Below are 16,188 nucleotides of genomic sequence, written 5' to 3' on the forward strand. Positions count from 1 at the left end.
CCCGGTCAGCGCTTCTTCTTCGCCTTGCCCTGCTCGGCCGGGCCGATGGTCTGCTCCAGCCAGCGCTCGCTCTCGGCCAGCATGGTCATGATCGATTCGCGTGCGCGGTAGGCGTGCGATTCGTTCGGCAGCATCACCAGCCGCGCGGTGCCACCCAGGCCCTTCACCGCAGCAAACATGCGCTCGCTCTGGATCGGGAAGGTGCCGGAGTTGTTGTCGTCCACGCCGTGGATGAAGAGGATCGGGTCCTTGATCCTGTCGGCGTAGTTGAACGGCGCCATCTTCTGGTAGACGTCCTGCGCCTGCCAGTAGTTGCGCTCCTCGGCCTGGAAGCCGAACGGCGTGAGCGTACGGTTGTAGGCGCCGCTGCGCGCGATACCCGCCTTGAACAGGCGCGTATGCGCCAGCAGGTTGGCGGTCATGAACGCACCGTAGGAATGGCCGCCGATGGCGATGTGCTCGCGATCGGTCACGCCACGGCGCACCACTTCATCCACCGCCGCCTGTGCATTGGCCACCAGCTGTTCGATGTAGGTGTCGTTCGGCTCCTTGTCGCCCTCGCCGATGATCGGCATCGACGGGCTGGCCAGCACCACGTAGCCCTTGGCCAGGAACGCCTGCGGGCCCCAGTAGCTGACCGCGTTGAAGCGGTACGGCGAATCAGTCACCTGGCTGGCCGCGGCTGCGCTCTTGAACTCACCCGGGTAGGCCCACATCAGCAGCGGGCGCGGGCCGTCGCGCTTCGGGTCGTAGCCCGGCGGCAGCAGCAGGGTCGCGGTCAGGTCGACGCCGTCCTTGCGCTTGTAGCGGATCTGCTCCTTCTGCACGCCCTTCAGCTGCGGCAGCGGATGGGCGAAGTGGGTCAGCGCGCGCGGTGCGCTCCCAGCATCGGCCAGCGACTGCACGTAGAAGTTGGCCGGCTCGTCCGGGCTCTCGCGGCTCAGCAGCAGCGAACTGCCCTGGTTGTCCAGCAATGCCACCGGCAGCGAATAGCTCGGCGCCTGCGAGTGGAACAGGCGGGTTGCCTTGCCCGTGGCGATGTCGAAGCGGTCCACGAACGGACGATCGCCTTCCGGCGATGCACCGGCACCGGCCAGATACAGGCTGCTGCCATCGGCGCTGGTCTGCAGCAGCGAGCGCCCGCGGTCGTCGCTGGACAACAGCGGCCGGCCCGGATCGGCATAGCGGTCCTGCGCATCGCGGTCCCACAGCAGGCGCGGCTCGGCACTGGCGTTGTCCGGGGCGATCAACCAGGTCTTGGTCCTGCGGGTCTTCCACCACGATTCGGTCAGCAGGGCCAGGTCACCGCGGCCCCAGCTGATGCCGGCCAGGCGGCTGCCAAGCTGGGCCAGGGTGACCGGCGGTTTGTCGAACGGCGCGGCCTGCATCAGCACCGCATCGCGTACCTTGGCGTCCCTGTTCGGGTCGCCGCCGTCCTGCGCTTCGGCCCAGACCAGGGTGGCGTCGGCATCACCGCGCCAGCGGATGTCGCGCACGCCGGTCACTTCGGCGTCGTTGCCGGTCGGCAGCCCTTCCACCAGCGGGCGCACGGCCACGGTGTGCACCAGCTTGCCGCTGGCACGGTCGATCACTTCAATGCGGCGCGGGAAGCTGTCCACCGGCACCACGTACGAATACGGGCGCTGTACCGGCTGGCGCAGCACGAAGCGGCCATCCGGCGACACCGAGAAGCCCATGAAGATGCCGGCCGCGCCGATCGCGCGGGTACTGCCATCCAGGCTGACTTCCATCGGCTGGGTGGTCGCGTAGTAATCGAACTGGCGCGCATCGGCCTCGTTCTTCAACAGGTCCTGGTAGGTACGGATCGACACCACGCCGCCGCCCTGGCTGGTCTGCTGCACGGCCGGGCCGGTCGGAATGCCGTCGGCGGCCGGGGCCGCACCGAGGTTGGCCGGGCGGGTGAACACCACCAGTCCGCGGCTGTCCGGCAGCCACTGGTAGCCGCTGCCGATCACCGTGTTCAGGCCGGCAACCAGGCGACGGGCGCTGCCGCCGGCCACGTCCACCAGCCAAAGTTCATTGGCGCCACTGCCGGCGTCGACCTGGTTGAAGGCCAGCCACTTCTGGTCCGGCGACCACGTCACACTGGCGATCGACAGCTTGGCAGGCAGGCCGCTGATCTGCCGCTCCTTGCCGTCGGCCACGTTCATCAGCCACAGCTTCTCGCCGAAGCTGAAGCGGCTGTCGGAGAACGTGCGCGGGTTGATGCGCAGGCCGGCCAGCTTCAGTTCCGGCTGCGCCACCACCTGGATCGAAGGCAGCGACGGCATCTGCATCATCGCGGCCACGTCGCGGCGCGGCGACAGGTACAACGAGGGTGCACGCGGCGCGTCCACCACCGCCTGCAGCGCGGCCGACGGCAGTTCGTAGCCGTTGACGCCCTGGGCCTGTGCGGCCACCGGCTGCGGCGCTGCGGCCCAGGCCAGCGGGGCCACCGCCAGCAGTCCCATCGACAGGACCAGGCCGGTCCAGCGCCGAGTACGGCGCGCGTGCATGCTCATCGTTCCACCTGTGTGATGCGTGAAAACACCGACCTTAACAGGCCGTGCACGCGGCCCCATCTGCCGATGGTTGGGTCATCCCGATGTCACGCCGGGGCCGCGATATAATGGGGGTTCTCCCCTGCCGAGGGGCGCTGCGACCGGATCCCACGAGGCCCGGCCAGGCTCGGTAAGGTGGCTTTGTAACAACGGCGCCCGGCTAGATGCGAGCATCCGCTCGTCCACAACCGGAGCACACGAATGAACGCTGTTGCCAAGACCTTCTCCACCGAAGGTGACTACAAGATCCGCGATATCACGCTGGCCGACTGGGGCCGCAAGGAACTGGACATTGCCGAGCACGAAATGCCGGGCCTGATGTCGATCCGCCGCAAGTACCAGGCCGAGCTGCCGCTGAAGGGCGTGCGCGTGACCGGCTCGCTGCACATGACCATCCAGACCGCGGTGCTGATCGAGACCCTGAAGGACATCGGCGCCGACGTGCGCTGGGCCTCGTGCAACATCTTCTCGACCCAGGACCACGCCGCTGCCGCCATTGCCGCCACCGGCACCCCGGTGTTCGCCTGGAAGGGCGAGACCCTGGAAGAGTACTGGGACTGCACCCTGGACGCGCTGACCTTCACCCTGGCCGATGGCACCTTGACCGGCCCGGAGCTGGTGGTGGACGACGGCGGTGACGTGACCCTGCTGATCCACAAGGGCTACGAGCTGGAAAACGGCAGTGACTGGGTCAACACCGCCTCGTCCTCGCACGAAGAACAGGTCATCAAGAACCTGCTCAAGCGCGTCGCCAAGGAACGCCCGGGTTACTGGGGCCGCGTGGTCAAGGACTGGAAGGGCGTCTCCGAAGAGACCACCACCGGCGTGCACCGCCTGTACCAGCTGGCCCAGGCCGGCACCCTGCTGATCCCGGCGATCAACGTCAACGACTCGGTCACCAAGAGCAAGTTCGACAACCTGTACGGCTGCCGCGAGTCGCTGGCCGACGGCCTGAAGCGCGCGATGGACGTGATGCTGGCCGGCAAGGTGGCCGTGGTCTGCGGTTACGGCGACGTCGGCAAGGGCTGCGCCGCCTCGCTGCGTGCCTACGGCGCGCGCGTGATCGTCACCGAAATCGACCCGATCTGCGCCCTGCAGGCGGCGATGGAAGGCTATGAAGTCAACACCATCGAATCGACCCTGGGCCGTGCCGACCTGTACGTCACCACCACCGGCAACAAGGACATCATCCGCATCGAGCACCTGAGCGCGATGAAGGACCAGGCCATCGTCTGCAACATCGGCCACTTCGACAACGAGATCCAGGTCGATGCGCTGGTGTCGTTCGCCGGCATCAAGCACGTCAACATCAAGCCGCAGGTGGACAAGTACATCTTCCCGAACGGCAACGCGATCTTCCTGCTGGCCGAAGGCCGCCTGGTGAACCTGGGCTGCGCCACCGGCCACCCGAGCTTCGTGATGTCCAACAGCTTCGCCAACCAGACCCTGGCACAGATCGACCTTTGGGCGAACAAGGACAACTACGAGAAGAAGGTCTACCTGCTGCCGAAGAAGCTGGACGAAGAAGTGGCCCGCCTGCACCTGGAAAAGATCGGCGTGAAGCTGACCACCCTGAGCCAGGAACAGGCCGACTACATCGGCGTGCCGGTGGAAGGCCCGTTCAAGCCGGACCACTACCGCTACTGATGCCTGCGGAGTGCCGTCCAGCGGCCGGCACTACCGGCGTACGCAGGGTCGGATCCCTTTCCGCAGGAAGGGGCTCTGACCCCGGCAACAGATGCAGACAGAACGGGCGCCTTCGGGCGTCCGTTCTGCGTTTGCGTATGGTCGTACACCCCGCATCCAGTCCCCACGGTAGATCCACGCCATGCGTGGATGCTCCGGCAGTAGCTTCGGTCAAGGCAACGCGCCCAGCGCGCGCTACGATGCAGCCATGACCCCGGCCATCAACCTGCTCAAGCGCGAGAAGATCGCCCACACCGTGCGCAGCTACGTGCACGACGCCCACGCCCAATCCTATGGCGGCGAAGCTGTCGACAAGCTCGGCCTCGATCCGGCCCAGGTTTTCAAGACCCTGCTGGCCAGCACCGAGACACACGAACTGCTGGTGGCGATCGTGCCGGTGGCCGGCCAGCTGGACCTGAAGGCACTGGCCGAAGCCGCCGGCTGCAAGAAGTGCGAGATGGCTGCTGCTGACGCCGCGCAGCGCGCGACCGGTTACCTGGTGGGTGGCATCAGCCCGCTCGGGCAGAAGAAGCGCCTGCGCACATTCCTGGACGCCAGCGCCGAAGCGCTGCCCAGCCTGCATGTCAGCGCCGGTCGCCGTGGCCTGGAAGTGGAACTGGCGCCGGCCGATCTGCTGCGCCTGACAACCGGCAACTACGCCGCCATCGGCAAGTCACGCTGATGCGCTGGCCGTGGTCTGCAGCGCCGATACCCCGGCTCGACGATGCACAGGCCGATGTGCTGCTGCAGGACCTGTTGTCGCGCGACGCGACGCGCATCACCGATGCCGCCCGCGTCGTCGCACGACTGTTCAGTGCCTCATCGTTGGACGCGTTGAGCGCACATGTGGATCTGATCGAACAACGCTGCCAGGGCATCGCGCTTGGCGGCATGCTGATCAGCAACCAGGCGTATCTGAAGGCCGCCCTGCGTCGGCTGCGTTACTGGCGTGCACGCGAGGGTTGCCTGTGCGCGCTCAACCCCGGCTACCCGTTCTTCGATCCCCGTCGCCTGATTGAACAAGGACAGATGCAGCTGCTCTCTGTGGAAGAGGCTGAGGGCTGCTGGGGCGACTGCCACGCCGTTGCCTGCACGCAATGCGGCCAGCATTGGCAGGCCATCGACCGCGAGTACCATTACCCGTGGTGGGAATGGAAAGCTGCGTGAAGGCCAAGCGGCCACGCATGGCGTGGCTCTACTGCGGTCCGCACATTCACGCGATGCGTGGATGACAAATGTTGCTCACGGCCGCCAGTTCGCGTTGTTCTCCCAGAACTCGACGGAACGCCGGTAGGCTTCGCGGTCCAGCGGCACGCCGGATCCGCCCTCGTCCACGCCCAGCGCATTGCGCATCATCGTGATCGGCGCCATCGGTACCTCTTCCGGTTCGGCGGTGTAGATGCAGCCGACGATGCCCCAGTCGGCCTCGATCGGCGAGCCTTCCCTGGCCAGCTGCCCGGCGCTGTACAGGATCACCACCAGGTAGTTCGCACGCGGTGATTCCACGCCCTCGAACCAGCGCACCAGCACCGGTAGTTCCTCGCGGTTGCGCGCTTCGTAACCACTGCGCAGCAGGTGGCGGTTGGCCTCGGTGATCGGTACGGTCAGGCAGCGCGTGCTGGTCCAGTTCTCGTAGACGAACAGCTTGCAGAACGGCGCGTAGCCATCCAGCACCTTCAGCGGCGCATGCGCATTGAGGTGTGCCTCGAACTGCTCGGCAGTGCAGTCCTGGATGGTGTTGCCACGCGGCACGCGCGGGAACAGGCGGGGACGGGCGAAATCGGTGAGGACGATGGACATGGCGCGGGTGTGATCAGGAGTTCTGCTGCACAGGGTAACCGCCCCGGAGGCAGACAGGGCCGGATGCCGATGGTCACTGGCGCCAGCGTCCCGCTTGCAGCACCCTGCGGGCGACCCACTACAAGGATCGCCGGCTCATGGATGCAGCATGCGCATTGCCCCGTTCCGCCCACCGTCGGCAGTGGCCGATCGTACTGGTCATCCTCCTGCTGGCGCCGCCATTGCTGTTCGCCGCCGCTCTGCTCTGGCCGCTGTCGGCTCCGCCGTTGCCCGAGCCGGGCAACAGCCGCGTGATCGTCAATGCGCGGGTGGTGGACGTGGCGCGCGGCCAGGTCAGCGAACCCACCACCGTGACAGTGCGCCACGGCACCATCACTGCCATTGGGGAAGATCCGCAGGACGCGCGGCTTCCCGTGCTCGACGCCGGCGGCCGCTGGCTGCTGCCCGGTTTCTGGGACATGCACACCCATGCACTGCAATTGTCGCCGCAGCTGCAGTTCCCGCTGATGCTGGCCAACGGCATCACCGGCACCCGTGACATGATGGACTGCCCGCAGACCACCGATCCGCTGATCGCCTGCGTGGCCGACAAGCGCCGCTGGACCGCACAGGCCATTGCCGGGCAGCAGGTTGCACCGCGCTTCGTACAGATCGCCAGTTTCTACTTCGAAGATCCGTCACTCACGCCGGAGGCCGCCGCTGCGCGTGCACGGACGTACAGCGCGCGCGGGGTCGACGCGTTGAAGGTCTACAACCGGCTGCGTGCGGACACCTATCAGCGGCTGGCCACCGAGGCGCAGCAGCTGCGCCGTCCGTTGGTCGGCCACCTGCCCAAGGCGGTGCCTCTGGACGACGCGGTGCAGGCGGGCCAGCGCAGCTTCGAGCACGCCCATCTGTTCGTGCGCCACTGCTTCGACAACGCGGCGGCATGGCGCGGTGGCACGCTCGACGGCGAAGACCCGATCGTACTGGCCGAACGCATGGTTGCCAGCTATCAGCCCACGCTCTGCAACAAGGCGTTCGCTTTGATGCAGGCCAGCGGTGCCGCGTTCGTACCGACCCATGTCACCCGCGAAGAAGATGCACGCGCAAGCGACCCCGCCTTCGTCGACGATCCGCGCCTGGCCTATCTGGACCCGCTTTCACGCTGGGCGTGGCGTGATGACCTGCAGGCCACCGCAGCGCGCTATCCCGGCCGACGCGGCCAAGACGCACTGAAGACCTACTTCGAGCATGGCCTGGCTCTCACCGGTGCGGCCCATCGTGCCGGCGTCACCGTGCTGGTCGGCACCGATACCGGATTGGGCGGCTTCCGCTACCACGATGAACTGCAGTGGCTGCGACAGGCCGGCCTGAGCCAGGCCGACGTGCTGCGCGCAGCTACGCTGCAGGCCGCACGTCATCTGCAACGGCAGGCATCGCATGGAAGCGTCGAGGCCGGCAAAGCCGCAGACCTGGTGCTGCTTGATGGCAACCCGCTGCACGACATCGCCAATACCCGCCGCGTGCATGCCGTGCTGCTGGCCGGCCACCTCTATGACCGCCCGCGGCTGGATGCGCTACAGACTTATGCACGCAGGCAGGCACGCTCGCCCGCAGTGATGGCACGCCTGCTGTGGGGATTCATCACCAGCCCGGTCAGTGCCGAGCTGTAGCGGCAGCTACAACGCCATCCGCTCGCGCAGTTCACGTGCCTGCCGCCGCGATACCTCCACCTCGCTGCCGTCGTCCAGCGCCAGATCGTAGCCATCTGCAATGCTGGGCGTCACGCCACGAATGCGGCGCAGGTTGACCAGCGTGTTGCGGTTGGCGCGGAAGAACAACTCCGGCGGCAGGCGTGCTTCCAGCGCGCTCAGGCTGCGGGTCAGCAGGGCGTTCTGGTCGCGGAACCATAGCCGTGTGTAGTTGCCATCCACCACCAGCCGACGGATCTCCGAGACCGCGACGAACCAGCAGCGTTCGCCCTCGCGCACGAACACCTGGTCCTGCGCGCCCAGCGTGCTGCGCGGCTCCGGCGTTTCGCCCGCCACCACCTCGCGCTGGCGCGCCCGCTGCAACGCTTCCAGCAAGCGCGGCGCCTCGACCGGCTTCACCAGATAGTCCAGCGCGTTGGCCTGGAAGGCGCGCACCGCGTAGGTGTCGTAGGCAGTAACGAAGACCACCGCCGGCACCGTCTCCAGCCCCTCCAGCACATCGAAGCCGCTGCCGGAGGGCATCTGCACATCCAGCAGCACCAGGTCCGGGGCCAGTGTGGCGATCGCCTCGCGTGCAGCGGGCACATCGTCGGCCTCGCCCACGCACTGCACCCACGGCAGCGCCGACAACAGCGTGCGCAGCTCCTGGCGCGCCAGCCGTGCATCATCAACGATCAACACACGCAGCACGCCACTCATTGCGGAATCTCCAGCAGGGCCTGCATGCGGTCGCCGACCGGCTGCAGGGTGAAACGACCCTGCGTGCCGAGCTGCGCACGCAGGTAGGCAAGGCCAACGCCATGGCCATGGGTGGGCTCGTTGGCGCTGCCCAGCGGATTGTCCACCTGCAGGCGCAGCACGTCATTGTCCAGCGTGGCACGGATCTGCACCTCACCGCCGCCCGGGCGGCTGGCGATGCCATGCTTGATCGCATTCTCCACCAGCAGCTGCAGCGCCATCGCCGGCAGCTGTGCCTGCAGGGCATCGGCATCAATGTGCTGGCTTACCTGCAGGCGCTGTTCGAAGTGGACTGCCTCGATGGCCAGGTAGTCGTCCACGACCACCAGTTCCTCGGCCAGGGTGACCTGCTCGCTGCGGTTGTGTGCCAGCGCCTGGCGCAGCGTGCGCGACAGGCGGGTGACCATGTCGCGCGCACGCTCCGGGTCTTCCAGGATCAGCGCGCGCAGGTTGTTCAGCGCATTGAACATGAAATGCGGGTTGAGCCGTGCACGCAGTGCATCGCGCTCCAGCGCGCTGCGCTCGGCCTCGGCACGCAGGCGCGCCAGTTCCGCACTGCGTATCCGGCGCAGGCTGTGCAGGCCTGCCCAGAGCGCTGCCCACAGGGCCAGCATCACCGCAGTGGTGTACCAGTAGAGCAGCAGCGCCTTGGGGCTGAAGTCGGCCGTCTGCCGCCCCAGGCTCACCCAGTTCCAGGCCAGCGCTGAGTGCAGCGCGATGTTCACCAGCAGCTGCGCCACTGCCGCGCCCAATGCCACCGACAGCGCCAGCCGCAGCAACAGCCCGGCCGTGCCGCGCGCCCACCAGTCGGCACGCAGCGCCAGCGCGCGGATGGCACCGCTGCACCCGAACAGGGCCAACGCCAGTCCCAGCGTGATCAACACGCCTGCGCTTCCGGCATCGCTGAAATAGGCCTGGCGCAGGCCGATTCCGGCAACACCATAGAGCGCCCACACCAGCGCATTGAGCAGCCAGAAGCGTACCGTCGAGGAGGAATCCGGCATGTCCATTCCGAGGCGTGTTGAAACTCAGTGGTGGTGGTCGAGGAAGGCCTGCACCTGACCGCGCAGCCAGCGCGGATCATCCCACATCAGGAAGTGGAAACCCTGCGCGCTCATCGCGATCTGCACGCCCTGCAGTTTCGCGTACTGCGCCTGGAACACCGCGCGCGTGCTGTCCTCGGTGCCGCCCATCGGCTGGTAGCCGGCCCAGCTGCCCAGCACCAGCGTCGGTGCGGTGATCGAGGCGATGCTGTCACGCAGGTCGGTGGCCATCACCGCATGCATGGCGTCAGCGGTGGTCTGGCGGTCGCTGGCTTCGCCCCAGCGCCCCAGCTCGGCCTGCCGCTGCGGATCGCGGGTCATGCCCGGCAGGGCGGCCTTCAGCTGCGCCTGCCACTGCGCGGCATCGGCGGCGAGCATGCCCTTGCGCAGCTGGTCAGCCATTGGCCGCACGCTGTCTGCGGTGGCGTTCGGGTCACGCGCCGCCGGCAGGAACGGCAATGCGTCGACCACCACCAGCGCACTGACTGCCTTCGGCTCGGCCTGCGCCACCTGCAGCCCCAGCAGGCCGCCAAGACTGTGGCCGATCACCACCACCGGGCCCAGCTGTTGGTCATGCAGGTAGGCAAGCAGCTGCCCGCGCATGGCCGGCAGGAATTCGGCCGGGCGCGGGTCGGCTGGCGCAGCGCCGGCAAAGCCCGGCAGCTGCACCAGATGGCACTGCACGTCCTTCAGCGCCAGGCAGGTCTCGCGCCAGACCTCGGCGCTGCTGTTCAGGCCGGGGATCATCAGCAGCGGACGGCCCTTGCCGACCACCTCGACCTGCACCTTGCCGGTGCCGGTGGCGGCCGCCGCATGCGCCGAGCCGGAACCGAGCACGGCCATCGCCATGCCGATCATCGCCAGCCGGGCCAGGGCCTTCATTGCGTACCAGAGTGCCAGGAAGATCTTCATCGTCTGCTCCTTCATTGGGTGGGTGGTGCCGGGATGGGAGCAGCGTGGGCCTGGCGGAGGCACCCCGGTTGCGATTTCGGAGCAGCGGCCGCACGGCGGGGCGAACGGTCGCGGGCCGGGGACGGCGGGCTCTCACGCAATCTTCAAGCATCCATCTTGATGAAGAGATATAATGCTTCACACCGACCGCCGCCATCCGCGCCATGACCGCCATCAGCTTCGAGTTCTATCCGCCCAAGACCGACGAACAGCGCAGCCAGCTGGACCGTGCCGCGGCCAAGCTGAAGGACTACGCCCCCGAATACGTGTCGTGTACCTTCGGCGCCGGTGGCTCGACCCTGAGCTACACCTCCGAGACCGTGCGCCACCTCAACCAGCACCATGGCTTCGATGCCGCGCCGCACCTGTCGTGCGTGGGCGGCACCCGCCAGGAGATCCGCGAACTGCTCAAGCTGTACCGCGCCATCGGCTGCCGTCGTCTGGTCGCGCTGCGCGGTGACCTTCCCTCGGGCATGGGCTTCCCCGGCGACATGCGCTACGCCGCCGAGCTGATCGACTTCATCCGCACCGAGCACGGCGATGCGTTCCACATCGAAGTGGGCGCGTATCCGGAAACGCATCCGCAGGCGACCGATGCGCTGGCTGACCTGAAGCACTTCAAGGCCAAGATCGATGCCGGTGCCGATGCGGCGATCACCCAGTACTTCTTCAACCCGGATGCCTACTTCCACTTCGTCGATGAAGTGCGCCGGCTCGGCGTGCAGGTGCCGATCACGCCCGGCATCATGCCGATCGCCAACTTCAGCCAGCTGCGCCGCTTCTCCGAGCAGTGCGGCGCGGAAATACCGCGCTGGATCGGCCGCAAGATGCAGGCCTACGGCGATGACGCCGAGTCGGTACGTGCATTCGGCACGGAAGTGGTGGCCCGGCTGTGCCAGCGCCTGATCGAAGGCGGCGCGCCCGGCCTGCACTTCTACACCTTGAACCTGGCCAAGCCGACCACGTCGGTGCTGAAGCTGCTGCAGGGCTGAAAGCACGCCATGCGGACCGGATCGGCGCTACCCTGCGAGGATGATCCGGCTTTCCTTCCTGCTGTTGCTGCTGCCGCTATGCGTGCTGTCGAGCGTCGCCCACGCACAGTCCACGCGCCTGAACCGCTGCACCGATGCGCAGGGCCAGAGCGTGTATACCGACCGGCCCTGCGACAGCGTGGGTGCACGGTCACGGCTGCCGCCGCCCTCCCCGGCCGGCAATACCGCAGCGCGCGACACGCTGGGTGCACGCTGCCCGCGCCGGCTGAGCGAGCTCGTGGACGCATTGCGCAACGGCATCCTCAGCAACGACGTCAATCGGCTGTCTTCACTGTACCTGTGGGGCTCGGTGTCCGACGCGGGCGCGCAGCGCATCCTCGGCCAACTGGAATCGTTGGCGCGGCGGCCGTTGGTGGACGTGGTGCCGGTGTATCCCTCGCAGGCGCTGCCGCTATCGCAGGATGAAGGTCAGAGCCCTGCTGCGCAGGGGTCCGACCCTGAGCCGCCGGCCGTGCGCCATCCGGTCGGCCTGCGCCTGGAGCAGACGTTGCCGGGCAGCGTGGCGCGCGCTTCGACGGTGCTGGGGTTGCGGCGGCAATATGGTTGTTTCTGGATCACGCTGTGATCGGGAGGGGTCAGAGCCCTGCTGCGCAGGGATCTGACCCCGCATGCCGGCTCACTCTGGCCACAGCCCGCGAATGGCGGCGATGCCCTGCCCGCCATGGCGACGCGCTTCGGCGACGTGACCGCGGCCCATGCCGCCCAGCGCATAGATCGGCAGTGACACCTGCGCGCGCAGCTCGGCGAACGCGTCCCAGCCCAGCGGCACCGCGTCCGGATGGCTGGCCGTGGCCTGCACCGGGCCCAGCACGGCGAAGTCGCAGCCCAGCTGCTGTGCGGCCTGCAGCTGCTGCAGGTCGTGGCAGGATGCGGCCACCAGCTGGCCTTCGGGAAGTGGACGCTGCGACAGTTCCTGCAACTGCTCGCTGCCCAGGTGTACGCCCACGCCCAACGCACGCGCCAGTTCGATATCGCGATTGAGCAGCCACTGCACCCCGCTGCGACGATGCGCGCGCACGGCCTGTTCGACCATCGCCTGCCGCTGCGGATGCGCCGTCGGCAACCGCAGCTGGATGCGCTGCTGGCCCGCGGCCACCACGCGCTGCAGCTGTTCATGCCAATGCTGCACGCCGCCCTCATCATCGGCCGGCGCCGGGGTGATCAGGTAGCTGTTGGGCTGGCGCAGCGCGGCCACCACCGGCAGATCGGCCGGTGGCATCGAATAGCGGCCCAGCTTGTCCGGCGCCACCCAGGTGATTGCCTGGCCCTCCCGCCCACGCGGTGTCCCCTTCCAGCTGCGCACGTGGCGCACCTCCAGGGTCAGGTGCTTGTCCGGATAGCGCTGCGGCACATCCATCAGCCACTCGCCGACATCGGCCTCGATGCCCAGTTCCTCGCGCAGCTCGCGCACCAGCGCCTGTTCGGAGGTCTCGCCGGATTCGCGTTTGCCGCCGGGAAACTCCCACAGGCCGGCCATGTCGCGGTTCTCGGTACGGCGGTTGAGCAGCACGCGGCCACGGGCGTCGGTGATGACGGCGGCCACGACATGGATCGATCGGGTGGGGGAAGGCATGGGGGGAAGCATGCCCAGAACAGGGCGGCCGGCGCAATCACGGATCCGCTGCGACTCCCCTGCCACAAACGAAAAGCCCCGCTTTCGCGGGGCTCTTCGGCATCAGCTCAGCTGGCCGTGGCAGTGCTTGTACTTCTTGCCACTGCCGCACGGGCACGGATCGTTGCGGCCGATCTTCGGCTCGTCGCGCTGCATCTGCGCCACGCCCTGCTGGGCAGCCTGCACCTGCGCGGCTTCCTCGTCGGCGCTGTAGCCGCCCACGTCCTGGTGCTGGAACTGCGACTGGCTCAGGCGGGCTTCGGCCTGCTGGCGTTCGGCCGCTTCCAGCGCCTGCACTTCCTCGTCGCTGCGGATACGCACGCGCGACAGCAGGGTCACCACTTCGCGCTTGACGTTCTCCAGCATGTCCGAGAACAGCTCGAAGGCTTCCTTCTTGTATTCCTGCTTGGGCTGCTTCTGCGCGTAACCACGCAGGTAGATGCCCTGGCGCAGGTAATCCATGCGCGCCAGGTGCTCCTTCCAGCTCTGGTCCAGCACGGTCAGCATCACGTGCTTCTCCAGTGCGCGCATGGTCTCTTCGCCCACGCCGGCTTCCTTCTCGGCGAAGTGCTGGTTGACGCGTTCCTGCACCTTGGCGGCAATCGCCTCGGCATCCAGCTCCTCGTGCTCCTTGACCAGGTCAGTCAGCGACATCTGCAGGCCGAAGTCCGACTCCAGGGTCGCTTCCAGGCCACGCAGGTCCCACTGCTCGTCGATCGAGTTCGGCGGCACGAAGCGGGCCACCACGTCGAAGATCACATCGTCGCGGATGCCGTCGACGTTATCCTTCACCGACTCGGCGTCCAGCAGTTCGTCGCGCTGGGCGTAGATCACCTTGCGCTGGTCGTTGTTGACGTCGTCGAAGTCCAGCAGGTTCTTGCGGATGTCGAAGTTGTGGGCCTCGACCTTGCGCTGCGCCTTCTCGATCTGGCGGCTGACCAGGCGGTCTTCGATGACGTCGTCTTCCTTCATGCCCATCATGCGCATGGCCTTCTGCACCCAGTCGGAGGCGAAGATGCGCATCAGGTTGTCTTCCAGCGACAGGTAGAAGCGGGACGAACCCGGGTCACCCTGGCGGCCGGAACGGCCACGCAGCTGGTTGTCGATACGGCGCGACTCATGGCGCTCGGTGCCGACGATGTGCAGGCCGCCCGCCGCCTTCACTGCCTCGTGGCGCTTCTGCCAGTCGGCCTTGACCGCGGCTTTCTGCTCGTCGGTCGCGTCCTCGCCCAGCGCGTGGAGCTCTGCTTCCAGCGAACCGCCCAGCACGATGTCGGTACCACGGCCGGCCATGTTGGTGGCGATGGTCACCGCGCCCGGACGGCCGGCGTTGGCGACGATGGTCGCTTCGCGGTCGTGCTGCTTGGCATTGAGCACTTCGTGCTTCACACCGGCCTTGCTCAGGTGCTCGGACAGCATTTCCGAAGTTTCAATCGAGGTGGTACCGACCAGCACCGGCTGGCCGCGCTTGGCGCACTCTTCGATGTCGGCCAGCACCGCATTGAACTTGCCCTTGCGGTTGAGGAACACCTGGTCCGGGCTGTCCTTGCGGATGGTCGGGCGGTTGGTCGGGATCACCACCACTTCCAGGCCGTAGATGCTCTGGAACTCGAAGGCTTCGGTATCGGCCGTGCCGGTCATGCCGGACAGCTTCTTGTACATGCGGAACAGGTTCTGGAAGGTGATGCTCGCCAGCGTCTGGTTCTCGCGCTGTACCGGCACGCCTTCCTTCGCTTCCACCGCCTGGTGCAGGCCATCGGACCAGCGGCGGCCGGCCAGGGTACGGCCGGTGAACTCGTCGACGATGACCACTTCGCCGTCGCGCACGATGTAGTCAACGTCACGCTGGTAGATCGCGTGCGCGCGCAGGGCGGCGTTGAGATGGTGGACCACGGTCAGGTTCTGCGCCGCGTACAGGCCTTCGGTTTCGCCGTTGAGGATGCCGGCTTCAACCAGCAGCTGCTCGGCGTGCTCCATGCCCGCTTCGGACAGGTGCACCTGCTTGCCCTTCTCGTCGACCCAGAAGTCGCCCTCGCCGTCTTCCGCTTCCTGCTTGACCAGGTGCGGCACGACGCGGTTGACACGGATGTACAGCTCCGGGGAATCGTCGGCCGGGCCGGAGATGATCAGCGGGGTACGCGCCTCGTCGATCAGGATGGAGTCGACTTCGTCGACGATGGCGTAGTGCAGGCCGCGCTGGTAGCGGTCGGCCTTGGACAGCGCCATGTTGTCGCGCAGGTAGTCGAAGCCGAATTCGTTGTTGGTGCCGTAGGTGATGTCCGCAGCATAGGCTTCGCGCTTGTCGCTGTGCGGCATGCCCGGGTAGACCACGCCCACGCTCAGGCCCAGCCAGTTGTACAGCTTGCCCATCTGCGCGGCGTCGCGGCGGGCCAGGTAGTCGTTCACGGTGACCACGTGCACGCCCTTGCCTTCCAGCGCGTTGAGATACACCGGCAGGGTCGCCACCAGGGTCTTGCCTTCACCGGTGCGCATTTCTGCGATCTTGCCCAGGTGAAGCACCATGCCGCCGATCAGCTGCACGTCGTAGTGGCGCATGCCCAGCACGCGGCGGCCGGCTTCGCGGCAGACCGCGAAGGCTTCCGGCAGCACCTTGTCCAGGGCTTCACCGTCAGCGATGCGCTGCTTGAACTCCGGCGTCTTGGCCTGAAGCTGCTCGTCGGAAAGCTTCTCGATCTCCGGCTCCAGCGCATTGATCTTGGCGACGATGCGGTTGAGCTGGCGCAGCTGTCGTTCGTTACGACTGCCAAATACGCGGGTAAGCAGGCTGTTGATCATTGAAGGAACCGGGTTGGATGGACACGACGCCCGGCCTCCCCCTTGGGATCCGTCCGCCGCAAACGAAACAGGGCGCCTGGCGCCCTGTCGATGGCAACACTCATTGTAGCTTGGGACGGGCGGCTGAGGTTTCAACCCCGAGGGGTAGTGCCGGCCGCTGGCCGGTGATCCGCGATGCTGCCGAAGATCATGAGGTTGCCGGCCAGCGGCCGGCACTACCAGATCAACCGCATCGGGTCAGAGCCCTCCCGCGGC

The 16,188-nt window shown here is 67.1% G+C and carries 13 protein-coding genes and 1 riboswitch; of the genes, 6 read left to right on the forward strand and 7 right to left on the reverse strand.

Annotation, left to right across the window (positions count from 1 at the left end; genetic code table 11):
* Window positions 1–5: 5 nt before the first annotated feature.
* On the reverse strand, window positions 6–2,522 hold the full coding sequence (locus AC5P68_RS02990; RefSeq protein ID WP_231522709.1) for a S9 family peptidase: 2,517 nt from the start codon (window positions 2,520–2,522) through the stop codon (window positions 6–8).
* Between the two features lie 120 nt (window positions 2,523–2,642).
* A riboswitch (S-adenosyl-L-homocysteine riboswitch) is annotated at window positions 2,643–2,726 on the forward strand.
* 36 nt (window positions 2,727–2,762) lie between these two features.
* Between AC5P68_RS02990 and ahcY the strand changes: the two genes are divergently transcribed.
* From ahcY to AC5P68_RS03005, 3 genes are all read left to right on the forward strand, one after another.
* Window positions 2,763–4,208: an adenosylhomocysteinase gene (gene ahcY, locus AC5P68_RS02995; RefSeq protein ID WP_231522710.1), complete on the forward strand. Its 1,446-nt coding sequence runs from the start codon at window positions 2,763–2,765 to the stop codon at window positions 4,206–4,208.
* A 247-nt stretch (window positions 4,209–4,455) separates the two neighbouring features.
* Window positions 4,456–4,929, forward strand: a complete 474-nt coding sequence (gene ybaK / locus AC5P68_RS03000) for a Cys-tRNA(Pro) deacylase (RefSeq protein WP_049402356.1) — start codon at window positions 4,456–4,458, stop codon at window positions 4,927–4,929.
* Window positions 4,929–5,414: a hypothetical protein gene (locus AC5P68_RS03005; RefSeq protein WP_012479167.1), complete on the forward strand. Its 486-nt coding sequence runs from the start codon at window positions 4,929–4,931 to the stop codon at window positions 5,412–5,414. Before ybaK ends, AC5P68_RS03005 begins: the two co-directional genes overlap by 1 nt.
* A gap of 75 nt (window positions 5,415–5,489) precedes the next feature.
* Here the strand turns inward: AC5P68_RS03005 and AC5P68_RS03010 are convergent, their stop codons facing one another.
* Window positions 5,490–6,047 carry a DUF3228 family protein gene (locus AC5P68_RS03010; protein WP_033834446.1) on the reverse strand — a complete coding sequence of 186 codons (558 nt, stop codon included), beginning with the start codon at window positions 6,045–6,047 and terminating at the stop codon, window positions 5,490–5,492.
* 137 nt (window positions 6,048–6,184) lie between these two features.
* On the opposite strand from AC5P68_RS03010, the gene AC5P68_RS03015 reads away from it, so the two are divergent.
* Window positions 6,185–7,702 (forward strand): amidohydrolase family protein, encoded by a 1,518-nt coding sequence (locus AC5P68_RS03015; protein ID WP_331283608.1) that lies wholly within the window; start codon window positions 6,185–6,187, stop codon window positions 7,700–7,702.
* Window positions 7,703–7,708: 6 nt separating this feature from the next.
* On the opposite strand, the gene AC5P68_RS03020 is transcribed toward AC5P68_RS03015, so the two are convergent.
* The 3 genes from AC5P68_RS03020 to AC5P68_RS03030 are packed head-to-tail and all read right to left on the reverse strand — an operon-like array spanning window position 7,709 to window position 10,434.
* Window positions 7,709–8,440, reverse strand: a complete 732-nt coding sequence (locus AC5P68_RS03020; RefSeq protein ID WP_049402357.1) for a LytR/AlgR family response regulator transcription factor — start codon at window positions 8,438–8,440, stop codon at window positions 7,709–7,711.
* Window positions 8,437–9,483 carry a sensor histidine kinase gene (locus tag AC5P68_RS03025; RefSeq protein ID WP_033834461.1) on the reverse strand — a complete coding sequence of 349 codons (1,047 nt, stop codon included), beginning with the start codon at window positions 9,481–9,483 and terminating at the stop codon, window positions 8,437–8,439. The genes AC5P68_RS03020 and AC5P68_RS03025 overlap by 4 nt, the downstream gene beginning before the upstream one ends.
* Before the next feature lie 24 nt (window positions 9,484–9,507).
* Entirely contained in the window at window positions 9,508–10,434 is a 927-nt protein-coding gene (locus AC5P68_RS03030; protein WP_033834443.1) for an alpha/beta fold hydrolase, read from the reverse strand.
* Window positions 10,435–10,637: 203 nt separating this feature from the next.
* Here AC5P68_RS03030 and metF point away from each other — a divergent pair, with 203 nt between their 5' ends.
* Together metF and AC5P68_RS03040 are read left to right on the forward strand one after the other, a co-directional pair.
* A complete protein-coding gene (metF, locus tag AC5P68_RS03035) occupies window positions 10,638–11,465 on the forward strand; it encodes a methylenetetrahydrofolate reductase [NAD(P)H] (RefSeq protein ID WP_033834442.1) in 828 nt (275 codons plus the stop codon).
* Window positions 11,466–11,505: 40 nt separating this feature from the next.
* Window positions 11,506–12,090 carry a DUF4124 domain-containing protein gene (locus tag AC5P68_RS03040; protein WP_033834441.1) on the forward strand — a complete coding sequence of 195 codons (585 nt, stop codon included), beginning with the start codon at window positions 11,506–11,508 and terminating at the stop codon, window positions 12,088–12,090.
* 51 nt (window positions 12,091–12,141) lie between these two features.
* On the opposite strand, the gene AC5P68_RS03045 is transcribed toward AC5P68_RS03040, so the two are convergent.
* Window positions 12,142–13,098, reverse strand: a complete 957-nt coding sequence (locus AC5P68_RS03045; protein WP_033834440.1) for a Nudix family hydrolase — start codon at window positions 13,096–13,098, stop codon at window positions 12,142–12,144.
* A gap of 102 nt (window positions 13,099–13,200) precedes the next feature.
* The gene (secA, locus tag AC5P68_RS03050; protein ID WP_005408088.1) at window positions 13,201–15,933 is read right to left on the reverse strand and encodes a preprotein translocase subunit SecA; all 2,733 of its coding nucleotides are present in this window, start codon (window positions 15,931–15,933) and stop codon (window positions 13,201–13,203) included.
* Window positions 15,934–16,188: the final 255 nt, after the last annotated feature.

This window comes from Stenotrophomonas sp. YJH_SMC_58 (genome assembly GCF_059369635.1).

Bases quoted from the DNA above. Each gene is read 5' to 3' on its own strand.
- AC5P68_RS03045 (WP_033834440.1), bottom strand. From the start codon at position 13,098: ATGCCTTCCCCCACCCGATCGATCCATGTCGTGGCCGCCGTCATCACC.
- AC5P68_RS02990 (WP_231522709.1), bottom strand. From the start codon at position 2,522: ATGAGCATGCACGCGCGCCGTACTCGGCGCTGGACCGGCCTGGTCCTG.
- metF (WP_033834442.1), top strand. From the start codon at position 10,638: ATGACCGCCATCAGCTTCGAGTTCTATCCGCCCAAGACCGACGAACAG.
- secA (WP_005408088.1), bottom strand. From the start codon at position 15,933: ATGATCAACAGCCTGCTTACCCGCGTATTTGGCAGTCGTAACGAACGA.
- ybaK (WP_049402356.1), top strand. From the start codon at position 4,456: ATGACCCCGGCCATCAACCTGCTCAAGCGCGAGAAGATCGCCCACACC.
- AC5P68_RS03040 (WP_033834441.1), top strand. From the start codon at position 11,506: ATGATCCGGCTTTCCTTCCTGCTGTTGCTGCTGCCGCTATGCGTGCTG.
- AC5P68_RS03025 (WP_033834461.1), bottom strand. From the start codon at position 9,483: ATGCCGGATTCCTCCTCGACGGTACGCTTCTGGCTGCTCAATGCGCTG.
- AC5P68_RS03030 (WP_033834443.1), bottom strand. From the start codon at position 10,434: ATGAAGATCTTCCTGGCACTCTGGTACGCAATGAAGGCCCTGGCCCGG.
- AC5P68_RS03005 (WP_012479167.1), top strand. From the start codon at position 4,929: ATGCGCTGGCCGTGGTCTGCAGCGCCGATACCCCGGCTCGACGATGCA.
- ahcY (WP_231522710.1), top strand. From the start codon at position 2,763: ATGAACGCTGTTGCCAAGACCTTCTCCACCGAAGGTGACTACAAGATC.
- AC5P68_RS03020 (WP_049402357.1), bottom strand. From the start codon at position 8,440: ATGAGTGGCGTGCTGCGTGTGTTGATCGTTGATGATGCACGGCTGGCG.
- AC5P68_RS03015 (WP_331283608.1), top strand. From the start codon at position 6,185: ATGGATGCAGCATGCGCATTGCCCCGTTCCGCCCACCGTCGGCAGTGG.
- AC5P68_RS03010 (WP_033834446.1), bottom strand. From the start codon at position 6,047: ATGTCCATCGTCCTCACCGATTTCGCCCGTCCCCGCCTGTTCCCGCGC.